Raw genomic sequence first — 18739 nt, 5'->3', positions numbered from 1 at the left:
GGGCGCTCAGCCGGCGCTGACTGCTTTACCGTCAGCCAATGCCCGCACTTCGTCGCGCGCCGGGCTCGCGACGAAGCCAAAACGTGTGGGAACCTGTGCGCGCAGCACAGGTTTAAGCGGTAGCGAGACACCGGCGCGCCACACGAATGTGCCGTCCACTCCGTTTTCTGCAAGCGAAGCGTGGTCGGTAAAAAGATCGAGATCGTGATCGTGGAGCAGGGCGATGCGCACAGGCGCGCGACCCTCGGCGGTACTCGCGAACAGCACGCTGCCTGCGTCATCCACATAAACCGCCGACGGCACGAGCGCTTGACCGGTCTGGTCCGTGAGCGTCAGCGTGCCGGTCGCATCGCACGTGAGCCGTACGATCAACGGCGTGTATTCGAGTTCGACATAGACTCGCTGCGGGCCGTTCTGGAAATACCACTGTCCGTGCTCGTCGCAACCGTAATTCCGGTTGATGAAGCCGATCAGCGCCTCGTGCCGGACCGGCGTGCCGGCTGTGCCGGCGGCCTGGTCGGCCTCGTCGCGCAGACGCCACTGGCCGCGTGCGTCGAGCAGCAGCCAGCCGGTGCAATGCGGCACGTCGGGCCAGCGCGCGAGCGCCTGTCTGACGATCTCATCCATGCGAAACGAAACGCGAGAGGTAGCCGGTCACGTGTTGTGCGAGCCAGTCGGAGCGGCCGGGGAACGGACCTGTCATGAACCCGACGTGGCCTCCGTGCGCGGGCTGCTCCAGTTCGACGGCCGTGCTCACCTCATGGCGCGCGGGTAGCGCGCGGTCCGGCAGGAACGGATCGTTGCGGGCATTCAGGACGAGCGTCGGCACGAGGATCTCGCTGAGCTTCGGGCGAACCGTCGCCTGGGTCCAGTAATCATGGGCGTTGCGAAAGCCGTGCAGTGGCGCGGTGACCACATTGTCGAACTCGTACATCGTGCGGCTCGCGAGTACGGCCTGCGCTTCGAAAAGGCCAGGAAACTGTTCGAGCTTCTGGAGCGCCTTCGTCTTGAGCGACCTCAGAAAATTGCGCGTATAGACCATACCGAATCCGCGCGAAAGCATCTCACCACCCGCATGGACGTCGAGCGGCGCCGAGATTGCGGCGGCTGCCGTCACGATCGACGCTTCTTCGCGCCGCTCCGCGAGCCAGTGAAGCAGCACGTTCGCGCCGAGCGAGACACCCGCCGCGACGAGCGGCCCGCGATGACGCGTCGCGAAGCGGCGCAGCATCCAGTCGACTTCGTTGGCGTCGGCGAGATGATAAAAGCGCGGCAGCAGGTTGATCGGACCGCTGCAGCTGCGAAAGTGCGGGATCACGGCATGCCAGCCGAGCGTGGCCGCGGCTGTCGCCATCGTGCGTGCGTAGTGCGAGCCGGACCCCCCTTCGAGCCCGTGAAAGAGCACGAAGAGCGGGGCGTCGGGCGCGGGGCGCGGCTGACCTGGCGCCGGTTCGACCCAGTCGAGTTCGATGAAATCGCCGTCCGGCGTGTCCCAGCGTTCGCGGCGGTAGGCGGGGGTCGGCAGGCACGCGAAGAAGGCCGGCACGATGGTCTGCGCATGCGCGCCCGGCAGCCAGAACGGCGCGCGGTATGCGCCGCGGTGCGCGGCGCCCGGCAAAGTTCCGGTCGCCGCGACTGCGGAGCGCGTGGTGGCTGGCCTGTTCCCGGTGGTGCTCATGACTGCGCGTGAAGCTGGATCAAAAACGGTGTAAAGGTCCGTACGAATAACGGTAGGACAAATCGCGCGAAAAACGGAGCGAAAAACAGTCCGAAAAGCGGTACGGCAAACGCTACGTGAACGTCAGCGAGAACCCGCGCGGAAAGCGACGCGTTCAGTGCAACGCGCCTTGGCCGTGGCGCAGTTTCGCGGAAAACTGGGCAGCCGCGTCATCGGGCATGCGGCTCGCATGGATATGGGCGATGCGCCATTCGCCGCGCTCATGGACCATCACGTAGGTCGTAAAGACCAGATCGGGCACGGCGGCCGGATCCACCGGGCGATGCGCTTCCACGATCGCGTAGACCACGGTGCCGAGGCTGTCGTAGACGCGGATGTCGAGCGGCTCGATCGATACCGGGTTCGCCTCGATCTGGGTCGTGAGGCCCGCGCGGATGTTCGACAGACCGTGCAGATGGGCGCCGTTCGCACAGATGAAGCTCACGAATTCCTCGTCGATCCACAGGCCCATCAAACTGTCGATATTGACCTCCGCGACGGCCTGGTAATACGCATTGAGGGTGTCCGCGGCGGCTTCGAAGATGTGGGCAAAACGTGGCATGGCTCGTTGGTCTTGTGCGCCGGGGCGCGGGTTGGCGAATCGACACCTGATGCGGCTATTGCGAGCATGCCGCTGTCGCGAGGCATGCCTGTGAAGCTCGGCGTCGCGCGCGTGTCCCGGTCTGCGAGGCAGGGCGGGGTGCCGGAGGACGTCTGCGCGACACGCTCCGGTTTCCAGCCCGATGGGCGCTCACCGTATGCGCCAGCGCGTCGCCGCGCTTTCAAGCCACTTCCAGGTCCGTTACAGGTTCCGCTCCAAGGCCTCGTCAAGGCCCTTTCCGACTATCGCTGGCCGAGCAACATGCCGCGAAGATCGCCGAACACCTGTTCAGGGCTGAGTTCGCGCAGGCAGTTCAGATGGCCCAGCGGGCATTCACGCTGGAAACACGGGCTGCAGTCGAGATGCAGCCATTGTACCTTTGCGAGTTCCGACAAGGGCGGTGTGTGGCGCGGGTCGGTCGAACCGTACAGCGCGACGAGCGGCCTGCGCAGCGCGGCAGCGACGTGCATCAAGCCTGAATCGTTGGTGACCACGGCGTTCGCGCGCGAGATCAGCGCGCACGCTTCGCCGAGCGCGGTCTGGCCGCACAGGTTGCGCACGTTCGGTGCGCGATCGGCGATGGCCTGCGCGAGCGGTGCGTCCTTCGGCGAGCCGAGTGCGACGATCTGTGCATACGGGAACGACTGGCTCACCATCTGCGCGAGCGCCGCGAAGTGCTCGGGCGGCCAGCGCTTGGCGGGGCCATATTCCGCGCCGGGGCAGAGCACGAGGAGCGGCACGCGCGTGTCGAGGTTAAAGCGTGCCGATACGCGCGACGCCTCGTTCGGATCCGACTCGAGACGCGGCGCCGGCAGGTCGTCGGGAACGTTTGCGCCGGGGGCCCAGGCGAGCGCGGCATAGTGCTTGACCATCGGCGGACGCTCGTCTTTCGGCGGATTCGCGTGGCGCACGTTCAGGAGACCGTAGCGGCTCTCGCCCGTATAGCCGATGCGCAGCGGCACTTTCGCGAGCCACGGGATCAACGCGGACTTCAGCGAGTTCGGCAGCACGTAGGCGGCGTCATAGCGCACATCGCGCAGGTCGGCCGCGAGGTGCCAGCGACTCAGCCATTGCAGCTTGCCGTGCGCGAGGTCGGTGGCGTAGACGTCGCGAATTTCGGGCATGCGTTCGAGCACAGGCGCGACCCACGTGGGCGCGACTGCATCGATCACGATGCGCGGGTGCAGTTTCACGAGCCGCGCAAAGAGCGGCTGCGCCATCAGTGCGTCACCGATCCAGTTCGGTGCGATTACCAGCGCGCGACGCATCGGGTGTCAGTGTCCGGAAATGGCAAAGATTCCGCGCGCGTTGGGTGCGCGGAATACGGTTAGTGGGGAACGCGCCGCAGGGCGCGTCGTCGGACCGCCCGCGGCTGAATGCCGGCGGGCGATGCCTGTGGCGTTACAAAGGCAGCGCAGAGCGAACGAGCCGACATGCGCAAGCGCGCCCATCAAGCGCCGCGTGGCTCAGTGGCCGTGCACGACCTCGCCGTCGCGCAGCTTGTAACGTGTGCCGCAGTACGGGCAGCGCGCTTCGCCATGCGTCACGTCGATGAAGACGCGCGGGTGCGTGCTCCAGCGCGGCATCGACGGATTCGGGCAGTACGCGGGCAGATCCTTGGCCGACAGTTCGACCAACGGCATTTCCTTGATTTCGCTCATGAGGACAATTCTCGTGATGCTCATTGTTAAGCCCGGGTGCTGCGGCGCTTTCAGAGTCCGCAGCGGGCAAACGATCATTTTAGCCTTATTTGGTGCCCGGACGGGCACTTAACGGCGTTTATGCTGCGTCGCAGCATGCCGGTCGGGTGTCGCGCGTAAGCGCGATGCAAGCGCGGGAGACACGCACGCGAAACGAGTTGGCAAAACAACTCGCCAATAAACAGGGAAAAAAGCAAAAAAAATCTGGATGCAACCTCAGCCGTCCAAATACAGGACATTCGCCGGTGCACGTCTCTGATCGGCCTGGCAATCGGCTAAAATACCGGCTTCGCAATACGACGATGACGATGCCGGCCTGCGATGACTGATGCCGGCGGTTGCTGGCAGCGGGCCGCGACCCGGAGTACCGTCGGATCCGGATCCCGCGCCATACCGGCCATGCCATCGCGCGCTTTGCGCTGTTCGAACCGGTCGTTCGCAGCGGCAATCCGCACAATCCGCGTCGTGTTGCCACCGCCTTCCCACCATCACGTACAGTCAAGCCTATGAACAAGGTTCTGCGTCTCTCCGATCTGATCTCCGAAGGCAAGCTTACGGCCAAGCGTGTGTTCATCCGCGCCGACCTGAACGTACCGCAGGACGATCAGGGCAACATCACCGAAGACACCCGCGTGCGCGCCTCCGTGCCGGCTATCAAGGCCGCGCTCGACGCGGGCGCTGCCGTCATGGTCACGTCGCACCTCGGCCGCCCGACCGAAGGCGCATTCAAGCCGGAAGACTCGCTCGCGCCGGTCGCGAAGCGCCTGTCCGAACTGCTTGGCCGCGACGTCCCGCTCGTCGCGAACTGGGTCGAGAACGGCGTCAACGTGGCGCCGGGCAACGTCGTACTGCTTGAGAACTGCCGCGTCAACAAGGGCGAGAAGAAGAACTCCGACGAGCTTTCGCAGAAGATGGCCAAGCTCTGCGACGTCTACGTCAACGATGCATTCGGCACCGCTCACCGCGCCGAAGCCACCACGTACGGCATCGCGAAGTTCGCGCCCGTCGCCTGCGCGGGCCCGCTGCTCGCCGCCGAACTCGACGCGCTCGGCAAGGCGCTCGGCGCGCCGAAGCGTCCGCTCGTGGCGATCGTCGCGGGCTCGAAGGTTTCGACCAAGCTCACCATCCTCAAGTCGCTCGCGGAAAAGGTGGACCAGCTGATCGTCGGCGGCGGCATCGCCAACACGTTCATGCTGGCGGCCGGTCTGAAAATCGGCAAGTCGCTCGCGGAAGCCGATCTGGTCGCCGAAGCGAAGACGATCATCGACGCAGCGCGCGCGCGCGGCGCGTCGGTGCCGATCCCGAGCGACGTCGTGACCGCGAAGGAGTTCTCGCCGACCGCGAAGGCTGAAATCAAGGCCGTTGCCGACGTCGCCGACGACGACCTGATCCTCGACATCGGCCCGCAGACCGCCAAGGCACTCGCTTCGCAACTGGAGCAGGCCGGCACGATCGTGTGGAACGGTCCGGTGGGCGTGTTCGAGTTCGACCAGTTCGGCAACGGCACGAAGACACTGGCGGATGCCATCGCGAAGTCGCCGGCGTTTTCGATCGCGGGCGGTGGCGACACGCTTGCGGCCATCGCGAAGTACGGCATCCAGGACAAGGTCAGCTATATTTCGACCGGCGGCGGTGCGTTCCTCGAATTCCTCGAGGGCAAGAAGCTGCCGGCCGTCGAGGTGCTCGAAACCCGGGCGGCTGGCTAAGTGGTGTCGCGCGCCGCTGCGAAACCGGCCCGAGTGCGCGCGAAGCAGCGCACTGCGGTCGCAGCAGCGGGGCGCGTAGTACCCTCGGCACCGGCACCGGCGGCGCATGCGCTGAACGCAGCTGAATCGACCGCCGCGACCGCCACGATTGCCACACCCACCGCCGCCGCAACAGCCACGGCTGATGCGGCGCCGTCCGAAGCGCGGACATCTGCGCTCGCGGACGCAAGTTTCCCGGCGGCAGCCGCGGACGCAGCGCGCGATAGCGCGTGCGCAAACCGCGAGCATGCCGCACCGATGGCGCAGGCGCGCGAGGCCGGATCGTCCGATCCGGCTGCCGCGCCTCTCACGCCGTCAAACAAAGCGACGCCGGATCTAACCGGCGCGCGTCCCGGCGATGGCGCACGTGCGCTTGACCCGGCCAGCCCTTCTCGCAGCAGCGTTTCTTCCAGCGATCCTTTCCAGACGAGGAGACTCATGCATCGCGCCACCAAGATTGTCGCCACCATCGGTCCGGCTTCCAGTACGCCGGATGTCCTGCTGCAAATGATTCACGCGGGACTGGACGTGGTGCGCCTCAACTTCTCGCACGGCACGGCGGACGATCACCGCCAGCGTGCCGAAACCGTGCGGGAGTGCGCCCGTCAGGCCGGTAGGGAGGTCGGGATCATGGCCGACCTGCAGGGCCCGAAGATTCGTGTCGGCAAATTCGAGAACGGCAAGACCATGCTCGAGTCCGGCAAGCCGTTCATCCTCGACGCCGAGTGCGAGCTCGGCAACGACGAGCGTGTCGGCCTCGACTATAAGGACCTGCCGCGTGACCTGAAGCCGGGCGACGTGCTGCTGCTCAATGACGGCATCATCGTACTCGACGTCGTGCGCGTGATCGGCAGCGAGATCCATACGACCGTGAAAATCGGCGGCGAACTGTCGAACAACAAGGGCATCAACCGGCAAGGCGGCGGCCTTACGGCGCCGGCGCTGACCGCCAAAGACATGGAGGACATCCGCACGGCGCTCGCGCTCGGTGCGGACTACGTCGCCGTGTCGTTCCCGAAGAACGCCACCGACATGGAAATGGCGCGCCAGCTCGCGAACATCGCGGGCGCGCCCTACGGCATCAAGCCGAAGATGATCGCGAAGATCGAGCGCGCCGAGGCCATTCCGGCGCTGCAGGAGATTCTCGATTCGTCGGACGGCATCATGGTCGCGCGCGGTGATCTTGCCGTCGAAGTCGGCAACGCGGCGGTGCCCGCGCTGCAAAAGCGCATGATCCGCATGGCGCGCGAGTCGAACAAGTTCGTCATTACCGCCACGCAGATGATGGAGTCGATGATCTACGCACCGGTGCCGACGCGCGCCGAGGTGTCGGACGTTGCGAACGCGGTGCTCGACGGCACCGACGCCGTGATGCTTTCGGCGGAGTCGGCGGCCGGCAAGTACCCGGTGCAGACCATCGAGGCGATGGCGGCGATCTGTCTCGAAGCCGAGAAGTCCGAACAGTCCGAGCTCGACAAGGATTTTCTTGACCGCACCTTTGGACGCATCGATCAATCGATCGCGATGGGCGCGCTTTTCACGGCGTTCCACCTCGGCGCGAAGGCGATCGTGGCGCTCACGGATTCGGGTTCGACCGCGCTGTGGATGTCGCGTCACTGGATCCACGTGCCGATCTTCGCGCTCACGCCGCGCACGGGCAGCGAGCGCGCGATGGCGCTCTACCGCAACGTCACGCCGCTGCATCTCGACACCAGCAGCGACCGCGACACGGCGCTCCAGCAGGCGATCGAGGTGGTGGTGAGCAAGGGCTATGCGTCGCGCGGCGACGTGGTCGTGCTGACCGTCGGCGAGCCGATGGGCCAGCCGGGCGGCACGAACACGCTGAAGATCGTGCGTGTCGGAGACGTTCTGTAACGGGGCGGTCCGCTTCCTTGAAGAAACGGGAACAAGCCGGGCCGCGGTCCGCACCACAGTTCGCACCCTAGGCACCCTCGGGAGACCGCGCGGACACTCCTCCGGGCGGTCAACTTGATGTCAACGTGCTTTCAACGTTGACCGGTCACCATGACGCGGGAATTGGCCGATTTGATGCCAGTTACGTGTTTGCGCCAGGGAGCGGCGCGGCTTCGCGATAAAATCGCGCAATTGCGCCCGCGTCGACCACGCGGGCGGCGGCTGCCAGGCCGCGCTCGACCGGCCGCACGAGATGGCCGGCGGTACACGGGATTTCGTTTTAAATCAAAGGAGTAGCACAATGCCTCTCGTTTCAATGCGACAACTGCTCGATCACGCAGCCGAGAACGGCTACGGTCTGCCCGCGTTCAACGTGAACAATCTGGAGCAGGTCCAGGCCATCATGGCCGCTGCCGACCAGGTCGGTGCGCCGGTGATCATGCAGGCCTCGGCGGGTGCACGCAAATACGCAGGCGAGGCGTTCCTGCGCCACCTGATCGAAGCGGCGGTCGAAGCGTATCCGCATATTCCGGTCGTGATGCATCAGGACCACGGCCAGTCGCCGGCGGTCTGCATGGCCGCGATCAAGAGCGGCTTCACCAGCGTGATGATGGACGGCTCGCTCCAGGCCGACGGCAAGACCGTGGCGTCTTACGAGTACAACGTGGACGTGTCGAAGAAGGTCATCGAAGTGGCGCACTCGATCGGTATCACGGTGGAAGCGGAACTTGGCGTGCTCGGTTCGCTGGAAACGATGCAGGGCGACAAGGAAGACGGTCACGGCGCCGAAGGCAAGATGACGCGCGAGCAGTTGCTCACCGACCCCGAGCAGGCCGCCGACTTCGTGAAGCTCACGCAATGCGACGCACTGGCGATTGCGATCGGCACCTCGCACGGCGCGTACAAGTTCTCCAAGAAGCCCACGGGCGACATCCTGTCGATCCAGCGCATCAAGGAAATCCACGCGCGCATTCCGAACACGCACCTCGTGATGCACGGTTCGTCGTCGGTGCCGCAGGAACTGCTCGCGGAAATCCGCGAATTCGGCGGCGACATGAAGGAAACCTACGGCGTGCCGGTCGAGGAAATCCAGGAAGGCATCCGTCACGGCGTGCGTAAGATCAACATCGACACGGACCTGCGTCTCGCGATCACGGGCGCGATCCGTCGCTACATGTTCGAGAATCCGTCGAAGTTCGACCCGCGCGACTACCTGAAGCCGGCCCGCGAAGCCGCGAAGAAGGTCTGCGTTGACCGTTATCTGGCGTTCGGCTGCGAAGGCCAGGCTGGCAAGATCAAGCCGGTGTCGCTCGAAAAGATCGCCGAGAAGTACAAGTCGGGCGAACTCGCGCAGATCGTTCGCTGACGCGACGCGCCGCCGCCATGTTCCTCGTTCCGTCCTGCAGGGCGGGCCGGGCGCCACGGCAGGTGCAAAGTCTTGCGTCAGGTGTTGCTGCAGGACCGTCGCCGTCTCCGCCAGGCTGGGGAACGGCGACTGACTTTTTGATTTACCCTATCAGTCCACGTTTGGTCCGGATTTCCGCCGGTCCCGCCACGTTTTTATAGCGAATCACGACGATGTCTACCCTCTACGAATCCACGCTGCGCTCGCTGCCGCTCCTCGGCCGCGGCAAGGTCCGCGACAACTATGCCGTGGGCACCGACAAGCTGCTGATCGTCACGACCGACCGTCTGTCGGCGTTTGACGTCATCATGGGCGAGCCGATTCCGCGCAAGGGCCAGGTGCTGAACCAGATGGCGAACTTCTGGTTCGAAAAGCTCGAGCACGTCGTGCCGAACCATCTGACGGGCGTCGATCCGGAATCGGTCGTCGCCGCCGACGAAGTCGCGCAGGTGAAGGGCCGCGCGGTCGTCGTGAAGCGCCTTGAGCCGATCCTCGTCGAGGCGGTCGTGCGCGGCTATCTGGCAGGCAGCGGCTGGAAGGACTACCAGGCGACCGGCGCCGTGTGCGGTGTCGAACTGCCGCCGGGCCTGCAGAACGCGCAGAAGCTGCCCGAGCCGATCTTCACGCCGGCAGCGAAGGCCGAAATGGGCCACCACGACGAGAACATCACGTACGAAGAGATGGAGCGCCGCATCGGCACCGAACTCTCGCGCACGATCAAGGAAATCTCGATCAAGCTGTACAAGGAAGCGGCCGACTACGCCGCGACGCGCGGCATCATCATCGCCGACACGAAGTTCGAATTCGGTCTCGACAACCACGGCCAGTTGTATCTGATGGACGAGGCGCTCACCGCCGACTCGTCGCGCTTCTGGCCCGCCGACCAGTATCAGGTCGGCTCGAATCCGCCGTCGTTCGACAAGCAGTTTGTGCGCGACTGGCTCGAAACCCAGGACTGGGCGAAGGAGCCGCCGGCGCCGAAACTGCCCGACGAGGTGCTCGAGAAGACGTCCGCCAAGTATCAGGAGGCGCTCGAACGCCTCACCGGCCAGAAGCTGGTCTGATCTCTGGCTTGACTGGGTTCGATGCGCGCTGGCCGCGCATCAAGGGAACAGTGCAGTAAATAGCGCGGCAAAAATCGCGGGAAAAGGAAGGAAATGAGCGAAGTACAGACGGCTCACCAGCATGCGGCGCCGCTCGTCGGCGTGCTGATGGGCTCCAGCTCCGACTGGGAAACGATGAAGCAGGCGGTCGCGATCCTGCAGGAGTTCGGCGTCGCTTATGAAGCGAAGGTCGTCTCGGCGCACCGCATGCCCGACGAGATGTTCGAGTACGCCGAAAGGGCCCGCGAGCGCGGCCTGCGCGCGATCATCGCGGGCGCGGGCGGCGCGGCGCATCTGCCGGGCATGCTGGCCGCCAAGACCACCGTGCCGGTGCTGGGCGTGCCCGTCGCGAGCAAGTATCTGAAGGGCGTCGATTCGCTCCATTCGATTGTGCAGATGCCCAAGGGCGTGCCGGTCGCGACGTTCGCCATCGGCGAGGCGGGCGCGGCCAATGCAGCGCTCTTCGCCGTGTCGATCCTGAGCGTGACCGACAGCGACTACGCGAACAAGCTCGCGGCTTTCCGCGTGCGCCAGAACGAAGCCGCGCACGCGATGGTGTTGCCGGCGCTGTAAGCGCCATCGTCGGGGCAGGGCAGTACGCCCCGCTTCGACGTTAAACCCCGGCCTCGCCTGTGCGCCGTCTCTCGCGCTCTGGCAGCCGCGATCGATCACTGAAATGACTCCTGACAACACTCCGGTTTCACCGATCCTGCCTGGCGCCTGGCTTGGCATGGTGGGTGGCGGCCAGCTCGGCCGCATGTTCTGTTTCGCCGCCCAGGCGATGGGCTATCGCGTCGCCGTGCTCGATCCGGATCCGGCGAGCCCGGCCGGCACCGTGGCCGACCGCCATCTGCGTGCCGCCTACGACGACGAAGCCGCGCTGACCGAACTCTCGCGCCTGTGCGCGGCCGTTTCGACCGAGTTCGAGAACGTGCCCGCCGCGAGCCTCGACGCGCTCGCCAGATCGACCTTCGTGAGCCCCATGGGGCGCTGCGTGGCCGTGGCGCAGGACCGCATCGCCGAGAAGCGCTTCATCGCGGCAGCCGGTGTGCCCGTTGCTCCGCATGTGGTGATCGAGTCGTCGCAGGTGCTCGCCTCGATGGACGACGATGCGCTTGCAGCCGTGCTGCCGGGCATTCTCAAGACCGCACGGCTCGGCTATGACGGGAAGGGCCAGGTGCGCGTCGGCAACGTTGCCGAAGTGCGCGAGGCGCATGCATCGCTCGGCGGCGTGCCGTGCGTGCTGGAAAAGCGCCTGCCGCTCAAGTTCGAGGTGTCGGCGCTGATCGCGCGCGGCATCAACGGCGCGAGCGCCGTCTATCCGCTCGCGCAGAATACGCACCGTAACGGCGTGCTTTCGCACACCATCGTCCCCGCGCCCGACGCGAGCCCGGCGCTCGTTCAGCAGGCGCAGCAGGCGGCGATGCAGATCGCAGCGAAGCTCGGCTATGTCGGCGTGCTGTGCGTGGAGTTCTTCATCCTCGAGGACGGCTCGCTCGTCGCCAACGAAATGGCGCCGCGTCCGCACAACTCGGGTCACTACACGGTCGATGCCTGCGCGACGAGCCAGTTCGAGCAGCAGGTGCGCGCGATGACCGGCATGCCGCTCGGCGACACCCGCCAGCACTCGCCGGCCGTGATGCTGAACATCTTGGGCGACGTGTGGTTCCCCTGCAGCGTCGGTGAGGCGAAACCGCAGAAAGGCGCCGCGCCGGTTCCGCCGCCGTGGGACCAGGTGGCCGCGATGCCCGCTGCACGCCTGCATCTGTACGGCAAGGAAGAAGCGCGCATAGGCCGCAAGATGGGCCACGTGAATTTCACGGCGCCGACGCTCGACGAAGCGCGCGCAGCCGCGCGCGACTGCGCACGTTTGCTGCACATCGCCACGAGCTGAGATTGTCTGATTCCATGACCGTGCAGCCCGATTCCACCCACGCGACCGATGCCGCGATCGAACACGCCGCCGCGCTGCTCGATGCGGGCGAACTAGTCGCGTTCCCGACGGAGACCGTGTATGGACTCGGCGCCGATGCGTCGAATCCCGACGCCGTCGCGCGAATCTACGCGGCCAAGGGCCGGCCGGCGAATCATCCGGTGATCGTGCATCTGCCGCCGGGCGGCGATCCGCAGTACTGGGCCGCCGAGTGGCCCGAAGCGGCGCAGAAGCTCGTCGACGCGTTCTGGCCCGGCCCGCTCACGCTGATCGTCAAGCGCCATCCGCGGATCCCCGACGCGGTGAGTGGCGGTCAGGATTCGGTCGGCCTGCGCTGCCCGTCGCATCCGGTCGCGCAGAAGTTGCTCGCTGCGTTTTCGCGACTGCGCGGTGGTCACGGCGGCGTCGCGGCACCTTCCGCAAACCGCTTCGGCCATGTCAGCCCGACCACGGCGCAGCACGTTCGCGATGAGTTCGGCTCGGCCGTGCACGTGCTGGACGGTGGTGCGAGCGACGTCGGCATCGAATCGACGATTCTCGATCTCTCGCGTGGTTTTCCGGCGCTTCTGCGGCCGGGGCATGTGACGCCGCACGACATCGCGCGGGTGCTCGGCGAGGCGCCGCGCCTGCCCGACGGATCGGATGCCACGGCGCCGCGCGCTTCGGGCACGCTCAAGGCGCACTATGCGCCGCGCACACCGCTCGCGCTGCTGCCGTTCGAGGCGCTGGAGCCCATGCTGACTGCCGCGCGTGCGAACGGCGAGTCGGTGGCGCTCGTGGCCCGCACCTCGCGTTCGGGCACCTGGGCGAGTGCGCCGGACGTGCATTTCATCGCCGCGCCCGAGGATCCGCAACTCTATGCGCGCGAGCTTTATGGCTTGCTGCGCGCGCTCGATCGCGCAAACGTCGCGCGCATCCTGATCGAGAAGCTCCCCGAAACGATCGAATGGATCGCCGTGAACGACCGGCTCGGACGCGCAGCTGCGGCGTTCGAGGCGCAGCAGGACTGATCGCGTTCTGCGTTCTGTCGCGGTTCTGTCGCGTTACGCGGCGGGCATCGTCAATCTTTCCGGCTGAAACGAGCAAACGCCCCGCTGCCTGAATGGCGGACGGGGCGTTTGAGATGCGTCTGGCGCGTTGCGCCGGACGCAGACAGCATGCGCCGGAATTCCGGCGCGCCGCCTGGCTCCCTGTTAGTCGCTGCTGTTGCTTTCAGACACGCTCGCCTCGACGTACGCACCAGCCGGTGCGCGTTGTCGAGCATGCAACCGCGCAGCCCATTCAGGTGGCGCAAACAGCGCGGCGAAGCGACTGCGCCAATCGGGCATCTGCGCGAAGTCGTGCGCCATCGACAGCCACTCGTGAAACGTCGCCTTCAGCGGGTTATAGCTGTGTAGCGGTTCGACGATGCCGTACTCAGGCGGGTCGTTCGCGTCTTCTTCGACGTAGCTGCCGAACAGACGATCCCATATCGACAGTACTCCTGCGTAATTGCGATCGATGTAGCGGTCGTTGCGCGCGTGGTGGACGCGGTGGATCGATGGTGTGTTGAACACGTATTCGAGCCAGCCGAGTTCGCCGACCAGTTCGGTGTGGACGAAGAACTGAAACGCCAGATTGACGAGCACGATGGCGACGATCTGCATCGGCGTGAAGCCAATTACGGCGAGCGGAATCCAGAACACCCACATACCCGCGACGGGATACATGAGGCTCTGCCGGAATGCCGTGGAAAGATTGAGCCGCTCCGACGAATGATGAACGACATGCGCGGCCCAGAGCCACCGCACGCGATGGCTCGCGCGATGAAACACGTAGTAGAGGAAGTCCTGCGCGACGAACAGCACGAGCCACGCGACCCAGCCCGGCTGCCACGAGACGATGCGCCAGTGCCGGAAGACGTAAGCGTAGACGGGAATGGCAACGAGCCACGCGAGCTTGTCGGCGCCCTGATGCATCAAGGCAAGCGCGGCGTTGCAGAGCGTGTCGGGCCAGCTATAGAGTACGGCGCCGGGGCGCGTGCGCGCGAGATGCCAGGCCTCCCAGGCGATGCAGGCGAGAAAGACAGGGGCGAGCGCAAGCAGAAGCAATTCGGCATCGAACCGCACGTGTGTCCTCCTCTTCGTCCCGAGGACGGCGCTGCTGTGCAGCGCCGTCCTCGTTGTCTCTTGTCTGTTGTTGCGCGGCTGCGCCGCTTTTTGCGTTCCGGGGCGCATCGCGTGCGCGCCGCCGGACGATGCCCTTCAGGGTACACGTCTAATACGTGCGAGAGGCGGGGCTTTGCTAGAGGGAAACTTCGGTCTGCTGCACGAAGTGCACGAGGGCGATCCGCATTTTCAATGGGCGGCGCGGCGCTGGGGGTTTTTACGGATGTGTTTCGCGGCACGCTTCGGATGCGCCTCTACGTACACCGGAGACTCTTCGGGCATGCCCTTATAGACCCATTCGAGCAGTGCGTCGTGGGCCTCGCGTGCGGACTCCGCGTGCGGGTCGTTGATGAGGCTCACAACAATCCACGTTTCGCCGGTCTGCGCCGCAACGTAGCCCGCGATCGCGCGCACGTCGCGCAGCGTACCGGTCTTGATGTGCGCGTTGCCAAGTACATCCGCGTTCGTGAGTCGTTTGCGCATCGTTCCGTCGACGCCTGCCACCGGAAGCGAGTCAACGAACGGCTGCGCGACCGGGCTCGCATTCGCGGCCTGTAGCAGGTTCGCAAGCGAGAGGGCGCTGATGTGCTCTTCGCGCGAGAGGCCACAGCCGTTGTCGAGCACGAGCTCAGGCGCGGAGATGCCGCTCTTGCGCAGGAACGCGGTGACGGCGGCCGTGGCCTTCGCGGTTGTCGAAGGCGGCTTGCCTGCCGCGGCGCCCAGCGTGAGGAACAGATTGCGCGCCATCACGTTGTTGCTGAACTTGTTGATGTCGTGCACGACATCCGCGAGTGGCGGGCTTTGATGACTCGCGATGAGGCGTGCGCCCGGTGACACGACACCGTCGTGGACCGCGCCGCTGAAGGTGCCGCCTGTCTGCTGCCACAGGGCGAGGAAACCATCGGCGAAGAACGTGCTGTGATCGACGGGCGCAGCGATGTTGAGCGTGCGCTCGCCGCATCGCGCCGCGTAGCTGCCGCCGAAGCTCGCCGTCACGAGACCGTTCGCGCCTGGCGCGATCTGCGGTGACGGCAGCAGACCGCCGCACTTGCCGCCGCGTTCGCGGATCTGGTTGTCGATCTGCCATTGGGCAACGGGCGGCACGACATCGATCGAGACGCCTCCTTGCGACGGCGCGAACGTGAACGATACCGCCTTGAACGCATACATCAACGGATCGGGACCGACGTTGTAGGGCGCGCTGGCGTCATCGTCGAAGGGTGGCAGATCGCGCGTCGAGGCGTCGAATTCGCTCTTGTCGAGCACGAGCGTGCCGTCGATATGGGCGATGCCCGCTGCGTGGATTTTCTGCACGAGATCGATTAGCTCTTCCGGCACGAGCTTCGGATCGCCCGTGCCTTTGATGTAGAGATTGCCGTGCAGTGTTCCGGTGGCATCCACGCTGCCGTCTGTGAATGCGCTCGTTTTCCAGCGGTAGTCGGGCCCGAGCATCGCAAGGCCGGTCCAGGTCGTGACGAGCTTCATCGTCGAGGCGGGCATCATCGGCTGCCCCGCGTTGACGGCCACGCTCGGCTGGCGGTCGCCGATTTTTTCGATCACCACGCTCACCGCCGACAGCGGCACATGGGCGCGTTCGAGGCCCGCCATCACGGTGGGCGGCAGCACGGTGCTGACGTTGACCGAAGGCAAGCGCGGTTCCACGGGCTGCGCTTGCGCGGCAGGCATGGCGACGCAGGCTGTTGCAAAGGCCGCGCAGGCAATCCTGATCGCGAACGCGGTGCGCGCGGCGGCTGGCACGGCAGCGGTCGCGGCGGCGCGTCCGTGGCTCGATGCCGCGCGGCGGAGCAAAGCGCCAAGCCGGGATAGCGAAACGGGCAGCGTAGTCGGCCGCGCAATCGGCAGAAAGGCGGACAGTGAATTGGACAGTGAAGCGGGCAGCATGTAGAGCGTCTGACGAATAGGGGTGTTGCGTGCGGCGCGGCTGGTGCCTCGCGCGCGGCGTCCCGAGGGGCACGATCGACGGCTGAGGCGCCGCCGTGCGCGTGCGCAAAAACGGGCGTACGGCGCGCAGCGCGACGCCAGACGCCCATCGCAAGGCTGTCGCGCATCGCCGCGCCGCGCGCCGCAAAAGGGCACATTGTAAAGACCTGGCGTGATGCGCGCGCATATTGCGACAACAAAGCCAGCGCCGCGCCGCGAACGCCGGTTGGCGCCGTGGCGGGACCCGCGCGCTAGAATGCACGCATTGCCTGAACTCCGGAGCGAGGCGGCGCGCCGCGTTGCCAATTCATTACGATGCGAATACTGCTAGTCGAAGATGACCGCATGATCGCCGAGGGCGTGCGCAAGGCGCTGCGCGGCGAGGGATTCGCAGTCGACTGGGTCCAGGACGGCGAGTCCGCGCTCTCCGCCGTGACCGGAGAACCTTACGATCTGCTGCTGCTTGATCTGGGCCTGCCCAAACGCGATGGCCTCGAAGTGCTGCGCATGCTGCGCGCGCGCGGCCTCTCGCTGCCGGTGCTGATCCTCACGGCACGCGACGCGATCGCCGACCGCGTAAAGGGTCTCGATGCCGGCGCCGACGACTATCTCATCAAACCCTTCGATCTCGACGAACTCGGCGCGCGCATGCGCGCGCTGATACGCCGCCAGTCGGGCCGCAGCGATTCGACGATTCGCTACGGCTCCATCACGCTCGATCCGGCGTCCCACCAGGTGACGCAGAACGGTGCGCCGGTTGCGTTGTCGGCGCGCGAATTCGCGTTGCTCGAAGCGCTGCTCGCACGGCCGGGCGCGGTGCTCTCGAAGAACCAGCTTGAAGAGAAGATGTACGGCTGGGGCGAGGAGATCGGCAGCAACACGGTCGAGGTGTATATCCACGCGCTGCGCAAGAAGCTCGGCGCCGACCTGATCCGCAACGTGCGCGGACTGGGCTATATGATCGCGAAAGACGCGTGATGCGACCAGATTTGAATTGGACCAGGGTAAGTGCTCTGCATGGGGCCGGAGTAAGCGCTAAAGCGCCAACTCCGGCCGACAGCTAAAGCGCCAACTCTGATCGACAGCTTTGCATGGGATGGGGCTAAGCGCTGAAGCGCCAAGCCCCATCGACAGGAGATTCACGCGCCGATGAGTTCCATCCGACGACAACTGCTGTTCTGGCTGCTCGCGATCGTGGTCGCGGGTGTTGGGCTCGCGGGCTGGCTGATTTATCGTCAGGCGCTCGCCGAAGCCAACGAACTCTTCGATTACCAGTTACAGGAGATCGCCGCGGCACTGCCCTCCCGGTCGTTCAATGCAATTCTCAGTTCGAACGACACCGGCGACGAAGGCATCGTCCTGCAGATCTGGAACCGCAACGGCGTGCTGATGTACTACTCGCATCCGCGGGCACCGCTCGCGCCGCACGCGGAACTCGGCTTCTCGACGGAGCACACCGACCGCGGCGACTGGCGCGTGTATGGCGCGATCGTCGGCGACAATGTCGTGCAGCTCGCGCAGCCCGTCTCCGTGCGCAACCGTCTTGCCGCGAACGTCGCGTTGCGCACGCTATGGCCGCTGATCGTGCTGCTTCCGTTTCTCGGACTCGCCGTCTGGCTCGTGGTGGGCCGCGGGCTCGCGCCGCTCTCGCGCGTCGCGCGCGCGCTCGACACGCGCCATCCCGAAGCGCTCGATCCGTTGCCGGAGCAACGGCTGCCGCGCGAGGTGACCCCGCTCGTGCACGCGCTGAATGCGCTGCTCGACCGTCTCGCGAAGGCGCGTGACACGCAGAAGGCTTTCGTCGCGGATGCTGCACATGAATTGCGCACGCCGCTCGCCGCCGTGCAGATCCAGGCGCAGCTGGTTGCGCGCGCAAAGGACGACGAAACGCGCCGCGAAGCGCTAACCGATCTGCAGGCGGGCATCATGCGCGCGACGCGGCTCGCCGAACAATTGCTCGCGCTCGCGCGCTCCGAACCCGATGGCCACGCTCGCATGCAGGACGTCGATCTGCATGCGCTCGTCGCCGATTGCGTCGCGGCTTACGCGAGCGTCGCACAGCAGCGCGGCGTCGATCTGGGCATCGAAGAAAGCGCCCAGGCGTCAGTGCACGGCGACGCCGGTGCGCTGCGCGTGATGTTCAACAACCTGCTCGACAACGCCACGAAATACACGCCGGGCGGCGGTCGCGTCGATGTGGCCCTGCGCGTGGACGACGGCCATCCTGTCGTGCGCATCGCCGATAGCGGTCCGGGCATTCCAGTGGAAGAGCACGCGCGCGTGTTTGATCGTTTTTATCGCGTCGGCGAAGGGGCCTCGCGTGCGCGCGCGGACGTCGCCGGAACCGGTCTCGGCCTCGCGATCGTGCGCCGCATCGCGGATCAGCACGACGCGACGATCACGCTCGGCGACTCGCCGGCGGGCGGTCTGCAGGTCGACGTGCGTTTCTGATGCCGGCCGGAAAACGCCTTCGCGTGGTACGGCGTGCTTAAGTCTCCTTTAAGTGATGCCACGTAGTCTTCAGAGCATCTCC

General features: G+C 65.8%; 17 protein-coding genes. 10 read left to right on the top strand and 7 right to left on the bottom strand.

The window, feature by feature from the left end; genetic code table 11:
• Positions 1–6: 6 nt before the first annotated feature.
• From D1Y85_RS02465 to D1Y85_RS02445, 5 genes are all read right to left on the bottom strand, one after another.
• Complete coding sequence (locus D1Y85_RS02465) at positions 7–627, bottom strand: DUF2946 family protein (RefSeq protein ID WP_124149416.1); 621 nt, start codon at positions 625–627, stop codon at positions 7–9.
• The gene (locus D1Y85_RS02460; protein WP_124149415.1) at positions 620–1678 is read right to left on the bottom strand and encodes a YheT family hydrolase; all 1059 of its coding nucleotides are present in this window, start codon (positions 1676–1678) and stop codon (positions 620–622) included. The genes D1Y85_RS02465 and D1Y85_RS02460 overlap by 8 nt, the downstream gene beginning before the upstream one ends.
• A gap of 154 nt (positions 1679–1832) precedes the next feature.
• On the bottom strand, positions 1833–2279 hold the full coding sequence (locus D1Y85_RS02455; protein WP_124149414.1) for a nuclear transport factor 2 family protein: 447 nt from the start codon (positions 2277–2279) through the stop codon (positions 1833–1835).
• Positions 2280–2560: 281 nt separating this feature from the next.
• On the bottom strand, positions 2561–3586 hold the full coding sequence (gene waaF, locus D1Y85_RS02450; RefSeq protein ID WP_124149413.1) for a lipopolysaccharide heptosyltransferase II: 1026 nt from the start codon (positions 3584–3586) through the stop codon (positions 2561–2563).
• A gap of 198 nt (positions 3587–3784) precedes the next feature.
• The gene (locus tag D1Y85_RS02445; RefSeq protein ID WP_124149412.1) at positions 3785–3979 is read right to left on the bottom strand and encodes a zinc-finger domain-containing protein; all 195 of its coding nucleotides are present in this window, start codon (positions 3977–3979) and stop codon (positions 3785–3787) included.
• Between the two features lie 545 nt (positions 3980–4524).
• Between D1Y85_RS02445 and D1Y85_RS02440 the strand changes: the two genes are divergently transcribed.
• The 7 genes from D1Y85_RS02440 to D1Y85_RS02410 all read left to right on the top strand — a co-directional run bounded on the left by D1Y85_RS02440 (position 4525) and on the right by D1Y85_RS02410 (position 13128).
• On the top strand, positions 4525–5724 hold the full coding sequence (locus tag D1Y85_RS02440) for a phosphoglycerate kinase (protein WP_124149411.1): 1200 nt from the start codon (positions 4525–4527) through the stop codon (positions 5722–5724).
• A gap of 477 nt (positions 5725–6201) precedes the next feature.
• Positions 6202–7638 carry a pyruvate kinase gene (gene pyk, locus D1Y85_RS02435; RefSeq protein WP_124149410.1) on the top strand — a complete coding sequence of 479 codons (1437 nt, stop codon included), beginning with the start codon at positions 6202–6204 and terminating at the stop codon, positions 7636–7638.
• Positions 7639–7978: 340 nt separating this feature from the next.
• The gene (fba, locus tag D1Y85_RS02430; RefSeq protein ID WP_124149409.1) at positions 7979–9043 is read left to right on the top strand and encodes a class II fructose-bisphosphate aldolase; all 1065 of its coding nucleotides are present in this window, start codon (positions 7979–7981) and stop codon (positions 9041–9043) included.
• A 212-nt stretch (positions 9044–9255) separates the two neighbouring features.
• Positions 9256–10146, top strand: a complete 891-nt coding sequence (locus D1Y85_RS02425; protein WP_124149408.1) for a phosphoribosylaminoimidazolesuccinocarboxamide synthase — start codon at positions 9256–9258, stop codon at positions 10144–10146.
• Positions 10147–10239: 93 nt separating this feature from the next.
• Positions 10240–10758 carry a 5-(carboxyamino)imidazole ribonucleotide mutase gene (gene purE / locus D1Y85_RS02420; RefSeq protein WP_124149407.1) on the top strand — a complete coding sequence of 173 codons (519 nt, stop codon included), beginning with the start codon at positions 10240–10242 and terminating at the stop codon, positions 10756–10758.
• Positions 10759–10861: 103 nt separating this feature from the next.
• Positions 10862–12079 (top strand): 5-(carboxyamino)imidazole ribonucleotide synthase, encoded by a 1218-nt coding sequence (locus tag D1Y85_RS02415; RefSeq protein ID WP_124149406.1) that lies wholly within the window; start codon positions 10862–10864, stop codon positions 12077–12079.
• A 14-nt stretch (positions 12080–12093) separates the two neighbouring features.
• On the top strand, positions 12094–13128 hold the full coding sequence (locus tag D1Y85_RS02410) for an L-threonylcarbamoyladenylate synthase (RefSeq protein WP_124149545.1): 1035 nt from the start codon (positions 12094–12096) through the stop codon (positions 13126–13128).
• A 183-nt stretch (positions 13129–13311) separates the two neighbouring features.
• Here D1Y85_RS02410 and D1Y85_RS02405 read toward each other — a convergent pair whose 3' ends face one another.
• Together D1Y85_RS02405 and dacB are read right to left on the bottom strand one after the other, a co-directional pair.
• Entirely contained in the window at positions 13312–14226 is a 915-nt protein-coding gene (locus D1Y85_RS02405) for a sterol desaturase family protein (protein WP_124149405.1), read from the bottom strand.
• A gap of 228 nt (positions 14227–14454) precedes the next feature.
• Positions 14455–15951 (bottom strand): D-alanyl-D-alanine carboxypeptidase/D-alanyl-D-alanine endopeptidase, encoded by a 1497-nt coding sequence (gene dacB / locus D1Y85_RS02400; RefSeq protein WP_185218874.1) that lies wholly within the window; start codon positions 15949–15951, stop codon positions 14455–14457.
• Between dacB and D1Y85_RS26920 the strand changes: the two genes are divergently transcribed.
• From D1Y85_RS26920 to D1Y85_RS02390, 3 genes are all read left to right on the top strand, one after another.
• Positions 15902–16171 (top strand): hypothetical protein, encoded by a 270-nt coding sequence (locus tag D1Y85_RS26920; protein ID WP_185218884.1) that lies wholly within the window; start codon positions 15902–15904, stop codon positions 16169–16171. The genes dacB and D1Y85_RS26920 overlap by 50 nt on opposite strands.
• A gap of 350 nt (positions 16172–16521) precedes the next feature.
• The gene (locus D1Y85_RS02395; protein ID WP_124149403.1) at positions 16522–17184 is read left to right on the top strand and encodes a response regulator; all 663 of its coding nucleotides are present in this window, start codon (positions 16522–16524) and stop codon (positions 17182–17184) included.
• A gap of 171 nt (positions 17185–17355) precedes the next feature.
• Positions 17356–18657: an ATP-binding protein gene (locus D1Y85_RS02390; protein WP_124149402.1), complete on the top strand. Its 1302-nt coding sequence runs from the start codon at positions 17356–17358 to the stop codon at positions 18655–18657.
• Positions 18658–18739 lie beyond the last annotated feature (82 nt).

The sequence above is a fragment of the Paraburkholderia dinghuensis genome (assembly GCF_003837865.1).
GTDB classification, from domain to species: domain Bacteria; phylum Pseudomonadota; class Gammaproteobacteria; order Burkholderiales; family Burkholderiaceae; genus Paraburkholderia; species Paraburkholderia dinghuensis.
This window is presented reverse-complemented; position numbering and strand designations above follow the sequence as displayed.